The sequence below is a fragment of the Butyrivibrio sp. FCS006 genome, from assembly GCF_000424525.1.
Classification (GTDB): domain Bacteria; phylum Bacillota; class Clostridia; order Lachnospirales; family Lachnospiraceae; genus Butyrivibrio.
The window spans coordinates 38,965-55,101 of the sequence record NZ_KE384205.1 but is presented as its reverse complement, the minus strand read 5'-3'; the positions used below and the strand labels follow the sequence as shown (position 1 = coordinate 55,101).

The 16,137-nt window shown below is 44.9% G+C and carries 9 protein-coding genes; all 9 read left to right on the top strand.

Going from position 1 to position 16,137, the window contains the following annotated elements; genetic code table 11:
• Window positions 1–789 (top strand): class I SAM-dependent methyltransferase, encoded by a 789-nt coding sequence (locus tag G633_RS19525; protein ID WP_051200276.1) that lies wholly within the window; start codon window positions 1–3, stop codon window positions 787–789.
• Between the two features lie 21 nt (window positions 790–810).
• Window positions 811–2,463 carry a TGS domain-containing protein gene (locus G633_RS0114855; protein WP_022767466.1) on the top strand — a complete coding sequence of 551 codons (1,653 nt, stop codon included), beginning with the start codon at window positions 811–813 and terminating at the stop codon, window positions 2,461–2,463.
• Window positions 2,464–2,684: 221 nt separating this feature from the next.
• Window positions 2,685–4,121, top strand: a complete 1,437-nt coding sequence (locus tag G633_RS0114850; protein ID WP_026520396.1) for an ABC transporter substrate-binding protein — start codon at window positions 2,685–2,687, stop codon at window positions 4,119–4,121.
• Between the two features lie 18 nt (window positions 4,122–4,139).
• The gene (locus G633_RS0114845) at window positions 4,140–5,060 is read left to right on the top strand and encodes a carbohydrate ABC transporter permease (protein ID WP_051200274.1); all 921 of its coding nucleotides are present in this window, start codon (window positions 4,140–4,142) and stop codon (window positions 5,058–5,060) included.
• A 3-nt stretch (window positions 5,061–5,063) separates the two neighbouring features.
• Window positions 5,064–5,891, top strand: a complete 828-nt coding sequence (locus G633_RS0114840) for a carbohydrate ABC transporter permease (RefSeq protein ID WP_026520394.1) — start codon at window positions 5,064–5,066, stop codon at window positions 5,889–5,891.
• Between the two features lie 84 nt (window positions 5,892–5,975).
• On the top strand, window positions 5,976–7,583 hold the full coding sequence (locus G633_RS0114835; protein ID WP_242838883.1) for an extracellular solute-binding protein: 1,608 nt from the start codon (window positions 5,976–5,978) through the stop codon (window positions 7,581–7,583).
• The gene (locus tag G633_RS0114830; protein ID WP_026520392.1) at window positions 7,546–9,366 is read left to right on the top strand and encodes a sensor histidine kinase; all 1,821 of its coding nucleotides are present in this window, start codon (window positions 7,546–7,548) and stop codon (window positions 9,364–9,366) included. The genes G633_RS0114835 and G633_RS0114830 overlap by 38 nt, the downstream gene beginning before the upstream one ends.
• 12 nt (window positions 9,367–9,378) lie before the next feature.
• Window positions 9,379–10,827 carry a response regulator transcription factor gene (locus G633_RS0114825; protein ID WP_026520391.1) on the top strand — a complete coding sequence of 483 codons (1,449 nt, stop codon included), beginning with the start codon at window positions 9,379–9,381 and terminating at the stop codon, window positions 10,825–10,827.
• A gap of 134 nt (window positions 10,828–10,961) precedes the next feature.
• Window positions 10,962–15,878 (top strand): glycoside hydrolase family 16 protein, encoded by a 4,917-nt coding sequence (locus tag G633_RS0114820; protein WP_081664815.1) that lies wholly within the window; start codon window positions 10,962–10,964, stop codon window positions 15,876–15,878.
• Window positions 15,879–16,137: the final 259 nt, after the last annotated feature.

The window sequence follows — 16,137 nt, the reverse complement described above, 5'->3', positions numbered from 1 at the left end:
ATGAATGAAAAAAAATCACTCGATGATGTAGCTGTGAAAATGTCCCTTCGCCTTCGGACAGTAGCTGATATGCTAAGGGGCGATGGCGCCCATAAGTGCACTGCCGATGTGGGATGTGACCACGGCTACGTATCTATCTATCTTGTTCAAAATAAGATTTCAGAATCTGCCATAGCAATGGACGTCCGCAAGGGCCCCCTTGCCATGGCAGAGAGTAATATACGAGAATATTCCCTGGAAAAAGATATACAGACAAGGCTTTCAGATGGCCTTACAGAGCTTCATGAAGACGAAGCAGACTCTCTCGTGATCGCAGGCATGGGCGGAAAACTCATGATCAGCATCCTTGAGAAAAAGGACCTAGTGGGACTTGGAATTAAGACTGCTGTTCTTCAGCCTCAGTCAGATATCTGCCTCTTTAGAGAGTACCTGAGGGACAAGGGCTTTGCCATAATCGACGAGCGCATCATTCTCGACGAAGGCAAATACTACTTTCCCATAAAAGTGAGCCCCGGGGACGGAGTCAGTGGCTCATTTTCTGAACTTGAGAAAGCGATAGCTCTTTTCACCGGAATATGTGATCCCGACATGGCGCTTAAGGCCTGCAATCTCTATGGTGAGCACAATATTCTAAGGAGAGATCCGCTACTAAAAGACTTCCTTCTCCATGGCAGAGAAGTAGATGAGTCCATTCTTAAGGGACTTGATGAAAGGGAACATTCAAAGAGATATCTCGATGTAAAAAACAGCCTGGATATAATAAGTGCTGTTCTTGCGCTTTTTGATTAAGACCAAAAGTGAGGTGAGCATATGCCTGTAATTACTGTTAACGGAATTCAAAAAGAATACGACAAGGGAACAACATTTGAAGAAATAGCCAAGGATTTTCAGAAGGATTATGAGCATAGGATTGCCTGTGTCATTTTTAACGGCAAGATTCGCGAGCTGATGAAAACACTTAAAAAGGACGGCAACCTGACTTTTGTCACATTTGCTGATACCATCGGCTTTAAGACCATGAGAAGGACTGCCGTTATGATGCTCCTTAAGGCCATAAATGATGTGGCCGGCACCAAGAAGAAATCGCCCACCAAGGTGGAGTTTGCTCTGGGTAACGGGATCTACTGCACTCTGAGAGGCATTCCGGTTACAGATGAATTTGTAAAAAAAGTATCGGACAGAATGAAGGAACTGGCTGCCGATGCAATGCCTGTCGTCAAGAAGGTTTATCCGCTGGATGAGGCGATAGAGCTGTTCACCAAGCAGGGGATGGATGATAAGGTGTCTCTTCTTAAATACAGAAGAAGCTCTGAGATCAACGTCTACAGACTCGGTGATTTCTATGATTATTACTACGGTTATATGCTGCCGAACACTTCTTATATTGAGTTATTCCAGCTTGATAAGTATCATGACGGAATGATGCTTACTCTTCCCACCAAGGGAGCACCTGAGAAACTCGTGGTTTCTGAACCCAGGGAGAAGCTGTTTAACACCATGTCGCTCTCAACCGACTGGGGAGCAATGATGGGAATCGAGAACGTAGGTGACCTTAACAACATGATCTGCGAGGGCAGGATAAATGAGATGATCCTGGTAAACGAAGCTCTTCAGGAGAGCAGGATCGCAGACATTGCAAGAAAGATATTCCAGAGAGTTGACGTCAAGTTCGTAATGATAGCAGGACCGAGTTCTTCAGGTAAGACCAGCTTTGCCAACAGGCTATCTATTCAGCTTCGTACCTACGGACTTACTCCTCACCCGATAAGTCTTGATAATTACTTTGTAAACAGAGATGACACTCCTCTTAACGAGGATGGAAGCTACAACTTTGAGTGTCTCGAAGCTCTTGATGTTGAGAGATTTAATCAGGACATGACAAGACTTTTAAAGGGCGAGAGAGTCGAGATGCCCGAGTTTAATTTCGTTACAGGAAAGCGTGAGATGAATGGCGATTTCCTCCAGCTTGGCAAGAACGATGTCCTTGTAATCGAGGGAATCCACGGACTTAATGAGAAGATGAGTTATGCACTTCCGGCAGAGTCCAAGTTCAAGATCTACATCAGCGCGCTTACAACTCTTAACATTGACAATCACAACCGAATTGCAACAACCGACGGCAGACTTCTTCGAAGGATGGTCAGGGATGCAAGGACCCGTGGCGCATCTGCCAAGAAGACCATCAGCATGTGGGCTTCGGTAAGAGCCGGTGAGGAAGCCAACATCTTCCCGTTCCAGGAAGAGGCCGATGAGATGTTCAATTCAGCTCAGATCTACGAGCTTGCTATCATCAAGCAGTACGCAGAGCCGCTACTTTTCAACATAGGCAAGGACGAGCCTGAGTACTACGAAGCCAAGAGGCTTCTTAAGTTCCTCGACTACTTCGTAAGCGTAGACAGTTCATTCCTGCCGAAGAATTCTATTTGCAGAGAATTCGTGGGCGGAAGCTGCTTCAAGGTATGATTTTTGGGTGAGTCAGTGGGGACGTTTCAGTTTGACTCATTTTGCAAGACAAAATGAGTCAAACTGAAACGTCCCCACTGACTCACCCTTTACTTTACACAAGAATAAAAACGTTTTAAAAAAATCACACTTAAATAAAAAAAGTGTGATTTTTTATTGCCCTTTTCCTCTCTATAATCAAAAACATCATAAATCTAATTTCACTATTGGGAGGAAAGAATATGAAATTTAGAAAGATAATGGCAACTTTGCTTGCAGGTGTTATGACGCTTTCACTTGCAGCATGCGGACAGTCAGCTACAGGAACAGAGTCAGCTTCTACAGATTCTGCAACTTCAGAGGAAGCTCCTGCAGCAGAGGCAGCTGAGAACACAAACACAGAGACAGCCGGAACAGACGGCGAGAAACTCGTTATCTGGACACTGGCAAAAGACCTTCAGACCTTCGCTGAGAAGTATGTAGAAGATCACAACGTACAGATCGAAACAGTAGTTATCGAGCCTGCTGACTATGTAACAAAGGTTCAGACAGCTCTTAACGGCGGACAGACAACACCTGATATTATCGTAGGTGAGCCTCAGATGCTTGAGGATTTCTATGATGCAGGATACTTCGAGGATCTTAATCAGGCTCCTTACAACGCCCAGGACTACAAGGGACAGATTGTTGATTACGTTTGGGAAGTTGGTCAGGATGCTGATGGTATCCAGAGAGCAATCTCTTACCAGATCACTCCTGCAGGTATGTACTACAGAAGAGATATTGCTAAGGAAGTATTTGGAACAGATGATCCAGATGAAATCGGCAAGCTCTTCAAAGATTATCCTACAATCCTTGACACAGCAGAGACACTTAAGGCTGCCGGATACCGTATCTTTGCATCAGATGCTGAGATTGGTTACTTCTCAGGAGATTCAGCTTGGGTAGTAGATGGAACACTTAACGTAGATCAGGCTAGACTTGACTACATGGATCTTGTAACAGATCTTTACCAGAATGACCTTACAGCTTATGCAAACCAGTGGTCAACACCTTGGTACCAGGCTATGGCTGGTGAGGTTCCGATCCTTACAGCAGCAGTTCAGAGCTATGCTGATGATTCAATCAACGTATGGGATGCAGAGGGATTTGCTGAGGCTACCAAGGATCTTGATAAGACTCAGGTATTCTCATTTGGTCTTCCCAGCTGGGGCGTTCTCACACTTAGAGATAACGTAGGCGAGACATCTGGAAACTGGGGCGTTTGCTCAGGTCCTTCATACGGATTCGGTGGCGGTACATTCATCGGTATCTCAGCTATGTCAGAGCACAAGGATCTTGCATGGGATTTCCTTAAGTGGGTAACACTTGATGAGAACACAGCTGAGTGGTGGATTGAGAAGTCAGAAGGTGACACAGTTTCACTTGTATCTGTTCTTGAGAAGCACAAAGACGATGCTAACGAAGTTTACGGCGGTGAGCACCTCTACTCATTCTGGCAGGAGCAGGCAGCAGGTATCGACTACTCAAAGGTTACACGTTTCGACAAGATCATTAACGATGCTTGGGGCGCAGCTTGCACAGCAGTTAAGACAGGCGAAATGGATAAGGAAGCAGCTATCAATGAGTTCTATGATGTAGTTGAGTCAACATATCCTGAAATTACAGTAAACAGATAATAAAAGAGATAACTTGTTATGAAGAATCGAGCTTCAATGAAGAAAAAGAATAGGGAAAACGCTGCATATCTGTTTGTGCTGCCATTTGTAATAGTATTTCTGATATTCAGTGTTTATCCCGTTTTCAGGACATTGTACCTGAGCTTTACAGAATACAAGGGATATGGCGAGCCTGTTTTTAACGGGCTTGCCAATTACACCAGAGTACTTAAGGATAAGTTCTTCTGGAGATCCCTTAGAAACACTGTGAAGATGTGGTCACTCAACATCGTCCTTCAGCTTGGCATGGCGTTCCTTTTGACTATCATATTCAGTGATATCAAGTACAAGCTTCGTGGCCTTGCAATATTCAGGGCAGTGTATTATTTGCCAAACCTTATCGCTGCAACATCTGTAGCCTTCCTGTTCAAGACACTTCTTGACTGGAAGTACGGAACCTTTAACCAGATCCTTCTGGCTACAGGTATCGTGGATCAGCAGATTAACTGGCTGGGCCAGAGGTCAACAGCCTGGGCAGTTATTGGTGTGATACAGGCATGGATGTGGTTTGGAAATTCCTTCATCATTCTGATGGCGGGAGTACAGGGCATACCAAGCGATTACTTTGAAGCCGCTGCAATTGACGGAGCGGGAAGATGGAAAGTATTTGGAAGCATAACACTTCCACTACTAAGACCAATCCTTCTCTATGTTGCAGTAACATCACTTATCGGTGGTCTTCAGCTCTTTGACCTTCCATTCCTGATGAATGGAGCGGGAGGACCTTCAACAGCAGGAGAGCCCGGTGGAACACTGCAGACAGTAGTTATGTATCTGTACAAATTCGGTTTTGAAACCCATCAGGTAGGCTTTGCTTCGGCAATAGCATACACATTGTTCTTTATCATTTTATTTGTATCAATCATGGAATTTAAATTCATCGGCGGAAAGGAGGATTAAAGCATGGCAACCAGAATAAAAAGAGCAATTCTTTATATAGCGCTCATAATACTTGGTCTGATGTGCCTTCTTCCCTTTTGGCTGATGATGGTAAATTCAACAAGGTCAGGCGTTGAAATAACGCATTCCTTTTCATTTCTGCCGGGACACAGTCTAAAAGACAACTGGAAAGTTCTCTTTGACTATGTGAATCTCTTTTTGGGACTCTTTAATAGTTTCAAGGTTGCTGTTCCGGCAACTCTCCTAACAGCCTACTTCTCAGCTATCACAGCTTTTGGTATGGCTATGTACAACTGGAAAGGAAACAACGTTCTTTTTAGAGTTATAGTAGTATTTATGATGATCCCGGCACAGCTTTCTCTGATTGGTTTTTATAACCTCTGCCAGAAGCTGCACCTGATCGATTCATACATTCCGCTTATTATTCCGGCCATAGCATCACCTGGAATTGTATTCTTCCTGAGGCAGTACACAAAGGCTACGCTTTCAAAATCACTTATGGAAGCAGCCAGGATCGATGGAGCAAGTGAGATCCATATCTTCCACAGGATAGTACTTCCCATCATGGCACCGGGTATAGCGACAATGTCAATCGGAACATTTATAGGTAACTGGAATTCCTATCTGGTACCCTTGATCCTCCTTAACACACCAAAGAAAATGACCCTCCCGGTTATGATTTCTACACTTAATGCAGCAACAGATCTGCAAAAGAATCAGGGTGCTATTTACTTAGGAGTTGCAATTTCAGTTGTACCTATAATCATTGCTTTCTGCTTCTTCTCGAAATACATCATAAGCAGTATTTCCGCAGGAAGCGTAAAAGAATAATTTTTACCCCCAGACTGACGCATTGTTTTAATGCGTCAGTCTTTATCATGGGGTATAATATGGACTATGAAACTAACGAAACTTTTGAAAACAAACCTAATATCTGTGCTTCTTGTAAGCCTTGTACTTGGCGGATGTGGAGAGGTTCATCAGGGAAACGGTGAAACTCTAAAACCGGCAGATACTTCTGATGCCGTAACCACTGATAAAGACCTGGTGACCTTTGACTGGTACATCAACTACTCCTGGTTTAACACCAAGTGGGGACAGAATGCTGTATCCAAGGCTATTACAGAGAAGACAGGGGTAAATATAAATTTCATCACTCCCCAGGGAAACGAGGAAGAGAAGCTTAACGCGCTCATAGCATCCGGATCTCTTCCTGACCTTATAACCCTTGGATGGTGGGAGCCACAGGTCAATGAGATCATCCAAAAGGACATGGTCTATGCCCTCAACGAACTGGCAGATAAGTATGATCCTTATTTTTGGACAGTGACCGATGATCAGGCTGTGAGCTGGTATACCCAGGATGATGGAAATATCTATGGTTATCCATGTTCATCAGTAACTCCGGATGATGTCATAAACACCGATAACAACATCGGTTCCAATCAGACATTCCTTGTTAGAAAAGACATTTATGAAGCAATCGGCTCTCCCAACATGACTACCATTGAGGGCTTTGAAAATGCAGTAAAAAAGGCTGCAAAGGAATTTCCGACTATCGATGGCAAGCCTCTTATCCCTATCGGTGCGCATTACTTTGACGATATAGGAAATGTGTCTTTTGACCAGTATTTGCAGAACTTTTTGGCTGTTCCCTATGAGAAGGACGGCAAGCTTTATGACAGGGATACTGATCCGGAGTATCTAGAATGGCTTAAGATGTTCAACCGCCTTTCAAGAGAAGGGTATCTCTCCACAGACGTATTCATAGATCAGAGAACTCAGATGGAGGAGAAGATTGCCCAGGGTAGGTATTTCTGCATGCTGTATCAGTACACAGATATGTCAGCCCAGCAGAAGACTCTTTATTCAAAAGACCCTGACAGCATTTATATAGCAGTTGACGGACCCAAGAATGAAAACGGGGATGAGCACGTTCTTCCGACTAACACAGTTAACGGCTGGACCATAACCATGGTGTCCAAAAACTGTCAGAATCCGGACAGAGCCATTGAGTTTATTGATTACCTTATATCCGAGGAAGGTCAGAAGATGGTATATCTCGGAATTGAGGGTGTGACCTACGATGTTATTGATGGGAAAGAAGTGGTAAGGCCTGATGTGCTGGAACTCTTAAACACAGACAGGGCAGCATATGACGAACTATACGGCGCAGATGATGCCTACTGGATGTTCCAGGACAACGTAATGCAGCAGAAGTGGCGCCAGAAGAATGAAGGCCCGACAGCTCAGCTGGAGGAGTGGACTTACAAATACTCTGCGTATACAGGACAGTATGATGTGAGCTTTCCGGCCGGAAGTGATGAAGAATATACGGAAGAAGCTATAGACAGGTTATGGGGCAGCACGTTAAAAGAGCTGCTTCTTGCCGAAAGTGACGATGAATTTGACACCGCTTTGGCGAAGTTTAAGCTAAAGAGAGATGCCCTGGGCTACAGGGAACTTATGGAGAAAAAGTACAGGTATGTCATTGAAGCCAAAGAAAAGCTGGGGCTTTATTAACAGCCAAAAACTGAATATAAGACTTACCGGAATTGTGCTTTTGTTTGTTATCATTCCGGTAGCTATCCTGGGTGGAATTGTCTTTTACAATATGGAGCAGTCTACCATCAGGGAGAACGTGAGCTTTACTCAGGCTACCATGGAGAGAAGGCGTGACAGTATCACCAACAACGTTGATTCCATCAACATGTCCACGCAGTTCTTCTTATCCAATGAGAAACTCAATTCTGTTCTCATTGATGCCAGGGTTGGCAACAAGCACAGCACCAAAGAGTGGCTTGATATCTACAAGAGCGATGTTGCTGCTCTTGAGAGACTTATAAACACAAACCCGGTGCTTGGCGGCGTCAGATACTATGCTGTCACAGACAATGTGCAGGAAATGATGCCTGTCCTTTATAATCACGACAGGCTCTTAAGGCAAGAATGGGCAGTTATGGCAGAGAGCGGTGGATGGATATTTAATTACACCGACAAGCTCTTTGACAACTCGGACACAACACCGATGCTGGCGCTGATAACTCCTGTTGTGAACAGACAGTACGGAAACATTGGAACCATTGAAGCCAACATGGCCATGAAGACTATGTTTCCATCCATGTACGAGAATGTGCCGGGTGAGACCAGCTGTTTTGTGACAGACACAGAGAATATCATATTCGGAAGTAATGAAGATACCTCGGTCACACCGATAGCTACGGCTATTTCACAGCAGATGAGAGATATTGTTCAGGAAGGTGAAACGCCCGGTATAACAACTTTTTATGACAAAGAGAAAAAGAGTGTTATCTCCGGAATGTACATCTCGGAACTTGGCGGAACGCTGGTGTCGGTAAATGACATTTCAGAGAGCCTCTCACAAGTATATCAGCTCAGGAACAATTACATCATCGGAATGATCCTGATCCTTCTCATGATGGCCTTTATCATTAACATTCTGGTCAATCATGTACTGAAGAAGTTCTACGAAGTCCTCTCCACCATCAGGGCAGTCAGAGGCGGAAACCTTGACATCAGAACTCCTGAGGACGGACGAAACGATGAAATGGGAGAGCTTGCGCACCAGGTTAACCGAATGCTGGACAACATCCAGTCTCTTATGAATGAGAACATTCAGAGAGAGGTTTTGGTAAAAGACTCACAGCTCCGTGCGCTGCAGAACCAGATCAATGCACACTTTATATACAACGTTCTTGAGTCAATCAAGATGATGGCTGAGATGCAGGAAGAGTACGATATTTCAGATGCCATCACAAGCCTAGGTAAGCTCCTTCGCTACAGCATGAGATGGACTTCCAAGACGGTCCTTGTATCAGAGGAACTGGAGTATATCAAGGATTACATGGCCCTCATCAACCTCAGATTTGACTATGAGATTTACCTTTCTCTCAACGTACCCGAGGAGGTAATGAAGCAGAGCATTCCTAAGATGAGTCTGCAGCCGATAATTGAAAACGCCATCATTCACGGTGTTGAAGAACTGGCCGATGACACTACAATTTATGTTAAGGGAATTCCTGAGGGTGAGAGCTGCACCATAGAGATCACCGACAATGGCAGAGGCATGAATGACGAGGAACTTGAGATCCTTAGGAAAAAGATATCCGGCGAGATTGAGACCAAAGGCGGATCCAGCAACGGCATCGGTCTTAAGAATGTTCAGGACAGGATCCACATGGAGTTCGGCGAGCAGTACGGAATAGAAGTGGCAGCCATGGAGGGATGCTACACCAAGGTGTGCGTGCGCATACCTATGAAAAGAGTAAGTATATCAAAAGATTAAAGGAGCCTTTTTATGCGCAAGGTTTTGGTAGTAGAAGATGAAAAACTCATAAGGCAGGGAATCGCCACCATGATAAAGAGGTGCGGAGTTCCGGTGGAGGAAGTCATAGAGTGTGCCAACGGACTTCAGGCTCTTGAAGTTCTTAAAGAGCAGACCATTGACGTTATGTTCACCGATATCAGAATGCCCAAGATGAACGGCATCGAGCTGGTCAAGGCCATGAATGAGTTTGGCAATCCGCCTTTGTCCGTGGCTGTAAGCGGATATGATGATTTCACCTACGCTGTTGAGATGATGAGACAGGGCGTTCGTGAATACATCTTAAAACCTGTGGAGAGAGACAAGCTAAAGGCTATCATGGAAAAGCTCGACGAAGAGATAAGTCAGAAGCTCGAGGATGAAAAAAAAACTGAGCACGCTGGAAGACAGCTGATAAAGTATCTTCTTATGGATGATGATGCTTCGGAGAACGAGCTTGAGCTTATCAGCAAGAACATAAGGGACACGGCAGGCAATACTTTTTACTGCATGATCGCAGCAGGGTCAGATACTCTTATGCCTTATCTTGACGATCAGAGCGCCATATCAGGGCCCGATGGAATGGACATTTTTATTCTGGGAAAAGAGAAGGTGGAGGAACTTAAGTCTATAGAAGGAACAAGCTCTTTTGCCGGATTAAGCGATGTGTGCTCGGATTCAAAAGAGCTAAAGAGAGCCTATAAAGAGGCCCTTTTACGCAGGGAAAATGCATTTTGCAGGAAGGTAGCGCTCTTTAGCGAAGACAGAAACGCCAGTGTGGCGCAGTCTCTTTTAGAGAGCGGAAAAAAGCTGTGCGAAAAAGAGGCGGTCGCAGCAAGGGTCCAGCTGATTGGAACCAGCAGAAGTGACGATCTTGAAAAAGAGTGGAACGCTTTCTTTACATCAGTTCAGAGAGGCCAGATAATTCCTGAAGATTTCAGGTCTGCCATGGATGAGTTTGCAGCTGAATATCTTAAGGTATATCAGAAGGAAGTTGACTCCGAGCTGCTTATGCCGTTTTCATTTCTGACCATTGAGGACTACAGACAGTGCTTTATGGACTTTGCTAGAAGGGCATCAGCAGAGCACCAGCAGCCTGATGGCGCAGATCAGACAAGGCTTAAGATTCAGGAAGCAATAAATTATATCAAGGAAAATTATAAGACCGACATCAACATGGCAGTGGTATCCAATGAAGTATCAATGAACTATTCGCTGTTCTCGTCGGCATTTAAGAATTATACCGGAACCAATTTCGTGGGATTTGTAAGAGATCTGAGGATCGGCGAAGCGAAAAAGCTCCTTGCCACAACGCCTCTTAAGGTGAACGAAATATCCGCAAGAGTCGGGTATGATAATGAGAAACATTTCATGAAGAGCTTTAAGGCTATAGTCGGCGTATCGCCCAGTGAATACAGAAAAAACATGGGTGCTGACAGCTGATGCTGCAGTCGTAAAATAGTATAAAAAATCTATAAAATTATAACACCTCTCTAAAAAATGAGACCTTAAACGTTATCGGGGATTGTGCGAAAATGGTGATAACATTTGGGGACATTCTATAGGGAGGTGTTTTAATGAAGAAAAAATTGTCGTCCACGATGAAGCGGAAGCATAAGACAAGGATGGCCATGGCATTGGCATTTGCACTCACTTTGTCACTTTCGTCACCTGCGCTGACAGGTGTGCAGGCCTATGCAGCACAGGCACCGGTCAATGCAGAATTGACTACACCCTTCGGCCTGGTGCCTGATTACAATGCAGAGCAGGGCATAGGGCTCGTATGGGGAGCTGCCGGATACGAACTGTATACTGTGACAATCTCATGCGAAGCAAATGGCTATGAAGAGGTATATGCTGATCAGACCTTAGGATATCACTGGTATCCTGACAGCTATGCTGCAGGGGAATATCTCATTGAGATCCAGGGACAGAAAGGCGATGAGCTGTCAAATGCATGCACAGCTACAGTAACTGTTGCAGGTGATGCTGCTTCAAGCGGATCCGGACAGGAAGAGCCCGTAGAGGGTGGAAATACCGGAGAGAGCGGAACCGGCGAAGAAGAGCAGGTTCAGAAGCTTAATGTTCTTGAAAAGGGAAAATGGGATTTCTGGACAGGAGAAGGCGGAGCGGGAAATCTTACCGATAAGGGTAATGGCGATGCTGACGTAAGAATTGATGCAACAGGATCGCAGAACTTCGCTGTTCAGTACACACATGCGCTGAATCTCGTAGAGGGTGAGTCCTATCATCTTACCGGAGATTTTTACTGCGACGAGGATGCGGTTGTATTCATAAACGTACAGGAGAGCTTAGGCTGGACTTCGATACTTGATGCTAGCCCTTATAAGCTTGAGATCAAGGCAGGAGAAACAACTCACCTTGACATCACAACAAGTGCAGCCGGAGCAAACTTTGTACAGAACGGCAAACTTGCTCTTATGTTCGGTAATGGAACTGACAATGCAGGTAAGACAATCACTGTTTCAAACATGAGCCTTTATGGTGCTTATGTAGAGCCCGAAAACGTTGATAACGGCGAAGGCAGCGAAGGAACAGAAGAGACCCCTGAACTTCCGGGTTCCATGGAATCAGCTTTTGTGCTTGATAGTGAAAACAACGAACTTACAAAGAAATCTTGGGACTTCTGGACAGGCAACGGCGGAGCCGGAACATTTAGCTACAATGAAGATGGAGCAGGCGTTGTAAAGATTGATGCTGAAGGAAGTGAGCAGTGGTCAGTTCAGCTGCCACAGATGCTCAATCTTACAGAAGGTAAGACATACAAGCTTTCAGGTGATTTCTACAGTGAAGATGATGCTGTAGTTCTCATTAACATTCAGGAGATCCTTGGTTGGAATTCTATAATTGAAGGTAATCCATATAAGCTTGAGCTCAAGGGCGGAGAAGTAACACATTTAAATGTTACAACTTCAGCAGCAGGTGCTAACTTTGAGACAGATGGTAAGATTGCTCTTATGTTCGGAAACGGAACAGGCAATGCAGGCAAGACTGTAACCATCGCAAATCTGGCCCTGATCGATACTGATGCTGTAGAATCAGGAGTATCAGGTGATAATCTCCTTACAGCAGACGGATGGGATTTCTGGACAGGAGAAGGCGGAGCAGGAAAACTTACCGATAAGGGTAATGGCGATGCTGATATCGAAGTATATGCAGAAGGTAACAAAGACTATGCTGTTCAGTACACACATGAACTTTTCCTTACAGAGGGTGAGACATATACCCTTGAAGGTGACTTCTACAGTGCAGATGATGCAAAGGTATTTGTGAACCTTCAGGAGCAGACAAACTGGACATCAATCCTTGATCCAAGCCCTTACACAGTTGAGATAAAAGGTGGCGAGACAACTCATATTAAACTTGTGACAGCTCCTGCAACAGCTAACTTTGTAACTAAAGGCAAACTTGCTCTTATGTTTGGTAATGGATCAGGAAATGCAGGCAAGACTATCTCAGTTACAAATATGACCCTTAAGGCAAATGGTAATGCAGCCGGCGGTTCACCCGTAAAGGGCAACGAATATGATTTCAACAATCCTGATAACGCACTCTACAACTATGCAGATCCCGGCACATCAAAAGAAGGCTATGATCTGATCTGGGCAGATGAGTTTGACGGTAATTATGAGGGAGCAAATGTAGACAGCGCCACAGGACTTAACCTTGATAACTGGTATCCTCAGTGGGGCGATGGCTCAACTGATTGTGGCAATCCCGGATGGGGCAACAGAGAGCTTCAATGCTATACAGGCAACAGCAAGAACGTTGGTGTAAACGAAGACCTCTCAGGTGACGGCGTAGGCGATGGCGTTCTTAGAATTACAGCAGCTTACGAGCCCGGATATGTTTATGCAGGTGAGGGCGCTAAGAACTACACATCAGCAAGACTTCGCACAACAAAGGGAACAGAGGCGCTCTTTAGCACTACTTATGGATACGTAGAAGCAAGAATGTCACTTCCTCAGACAGCAGGAGCATGGCCTGCATTCTGGATGCTTCCACAGAGCAATGATATCTATGGCAACTGGCCTGTATCAGGTGAGATCGATATCATGGAGACCTGCGGTGCATTTAAAAATGAGAAAGACAATATCGCTTGCGGAACACTTCACTGGGGCGTTCCAAGCCACACTTACAAGGGAAGCGGATATGTTGATCTCTTCTCACCTTACACATACTTCCATACCTATGCTATTGACTGGAAGCCGGGTGAGATAACATGGTACTACGATGGCAAAGCAATCAACACACTTAGCACATGGGAGAGCGCAATCTCAGGAGCATCTTCATCTCTTGGATTCGATGCACCATTTGATATGCCTTTCCATATGCTCCTTAACCTCGCTGTAGATAGCGGACAGTTTGGCGGCGGAGTTAACAGTGCAGCTTTCCAGGATGACATCAACATGTATGTTGATTATGTACGTGTATATCAGAAGTCAGACGGATATGCTGATAGCGTAACAAGAGCAGCTTCAGCTGCAGGTAATGACAACTGGGCTGACCTTGCAGGAATCAACCAGATCACAGAAATCAAGGCTGACAATATCGAAACTTGTGTTGGCGGCGGAATGGATGATGCAGCTGCTGAGATGGATAAGTGGTATCTCTCATACCAGAGCGATGCAACTGATGCAAAGATTGCTCCTTACAAGGATGCAGACGGCAAAGACTGGGCTAAGGTTACAGTTAACTCTGCCGGTGCAAACGACTACTCAGTACAGCTGATCGGTCATTACAATGCAAAGAAGGGCTACGTTTACAAGGTTTCCTTCGATGCTTACGGAACAGGTTCTATCCTTGGCAAGGAAGTTAACTGCGATGCCAAGGAATGGAAAGGATGGAGCGCATACGGCATCCAGACATTTAAGCTTACAGATACACCTTCAAAGTATTCTTATGTATTCCAGCAGACTGAAGACTTTGACAGATGCAGAATCGAGTTTAACCTCGGCGCAAGAGGAACAGGTGATGTTTACGTATCAAATGTAAAGGTTGAGATCGTTGATCCCGAAGAAATCGGAAGCACAGGCGACGGACCAAGAACACCTCTTGCAAACGGTAACATCATTTACAACGGATCCTTTGATCAGGGAGACCTCCATCTGGGATACTGGAATGCAACAAACGGTACAACAATAGTTGTTCCAAGATATACAACACAGGCTCTTAAGGACGGCGACAAGGCTGTAGTAGATGTAGCTTCAAAGTCAAACTATGAGAACATTGCAGATGGTGTTAAGTTCTATGAGAGACGTGCACAGATCAGTTCTTCAAATGGCAAGTCACCTGCTGTTTACCAGCCGGGACTTAACCTTAAGGCTGATAACTACACTGTAAAATTTGATCTTTACAGCGCAGAGGACACAGTTGTTAAGGCTTCTGTTTACTCACTTGAGATGAACGGCGACGAGGTTGCTCTTGGAAAAGAGCTTGGCTCAGCAGCAGCTTCTTACAGCAAGGACAGCGGTGTAAGATCATACACACTTGTATTTGCAACAAAAGAAGATGCAGAAAACGCAGCTCTTGTTCTTTCATTCGGCAAGGGTGCAAATGTTCAGCTCGACAATGTATTTATGAGAGGCGAGAATCAGGCATCATTTGTAGACGAGTATCCTCTTAACGGCGAGTCAACATATAGAGGAGACAACGGCAATGGCGGTGAGATCGCACTTCAGACACAGGACGGCGTTGTTACCATGGCTAACATTGTAAGTGGTGGAACATGGTACACACCTCAGCTTGCAAGTAGCGACTTCAAGCTTGTTGCAGGACAGACTTATAAGCTCAGCTTTGACTATAAGCTTACAGGAACATCCAATAATACATTCCAGTACATCGTACAGGAAAATGGCGGAAGCTGGACAGTATTTGACGGAAGTGAAAAGACTGTAACATATGATCCTTCACTTGGTGAGTTCAACAGCTATGAGAGAGTATTTACTGCACATACAACAGTTGATGCTGTTCATCTCAACTTCGGTTTCGGTAACAGCGCAGCAGTAGGCGATCTTGCATTCAGTTTCAAGAACGCTAAGATTGATCTTGTTAAGTCTTCCGAAGGTGGAGCAGGATCAAACGATGCAGAAGAAGTTGGCGATGACAACTTTGACGTTGATACAGGAAATGGAAACGGCACAGAGACCGGCGACAACGAAGGCGGCTCAGGCAACGAAGGCGGCACAGGAAACGAAGGCGGCCAGGGCGATGAAGGCGGCACAGGAAACGAAGGCGGCCAGGGCAATGAAGGTGGATCAGGCAACGAAGGCGGCTCAGGCAATGAAGGTGGTTCCGGCAACGAAGGCGGCTCAGGTGAAGAAGGCGGAAACACTCCTTCAGATGATAAGCCTGTAGTTCCTCCAGTAGTTGTAGTAGTAAGACAGGTTGTTAAGGTAGTTACCAAGGTTGTTACTTCTGTAGTCAAGACAGTAGCAAAGGCACTTACTTCAATCCTTAGACGTTGGTTCTAATTACAAATCGTCAAAATTACCAATAAAATCGCGAAAAGTTGCGCTTGGTTGCGCTTCAGTAAACATGCGGACTTTATAAAAAATTTACAATTTTTTCGGACATAAATTGTACTTTGCGGTGAATTGAATTAAGGGGACCTATAGACTAGGATAGTCTATGGGTTCTCTTTTTTACGTTAAAATCTATGGTTGCTCGAGATTTTAGTTTTTGCGCAATTGGTTGCGCAAAAGGGTATGGCAGAGAACTATACAAACAATA

Coding starts and splice junctions, on each gene's coding strand:
- G633_RS19525 (WP_051200276.1), top strand. CDS start 1: ATGAATGAAAAAAAATCACTCGATGATGTAGCTGTGAAAATGTCCCTT.
- G633_RS0114840 (WP_026520394.1), top strand. CDS start 5,064: ATGGCAACCAGAATAAAAAGAGCAATTCTTTATATAGCGCTCATAATA.
- G633_RS0114820 (WP_081664815.1), top strand. CDS start 10,962: ATGAAGAAAAAATTGTCGTCCACGATGAAGCGGAAGCATAAGACAAGG.
- G633_RS0114845 (WP_051200274.1), top strand. CDS start 4,140: ATGAAGAATCGAGCTTCAATGAAGAAAAAGAATAGGGAAAACGCTGCA.
- G633_RS0114850 (WP_026520396.1), top strand. CDS start 2,685: ATGAAATTTAGAAAGATAATGGCAACTTTGCTTGCAGGTGTTATGACG.
- G633_RS0114855 (WP_022767466.1), top strand. CDS start 811: ATGCCTGTAATTACTGTTAACGGAATTCAAAAAGAATACGACAAGGGA.
- G633_RS0114825 (WP_026520391.1), top strand. CDS start 9,379: ATGCGCAAGGTTTTGGTAGTAGAAGATGAAAAACTCATAAGGCAGGGA.
- G633_RS0114830 (WP_026520392.1), top strand. CDS start 7,546: ATGTCATTGAAGCCAAAGAAAAGCTGGGGCTTTATTAACAGCCAAAAA.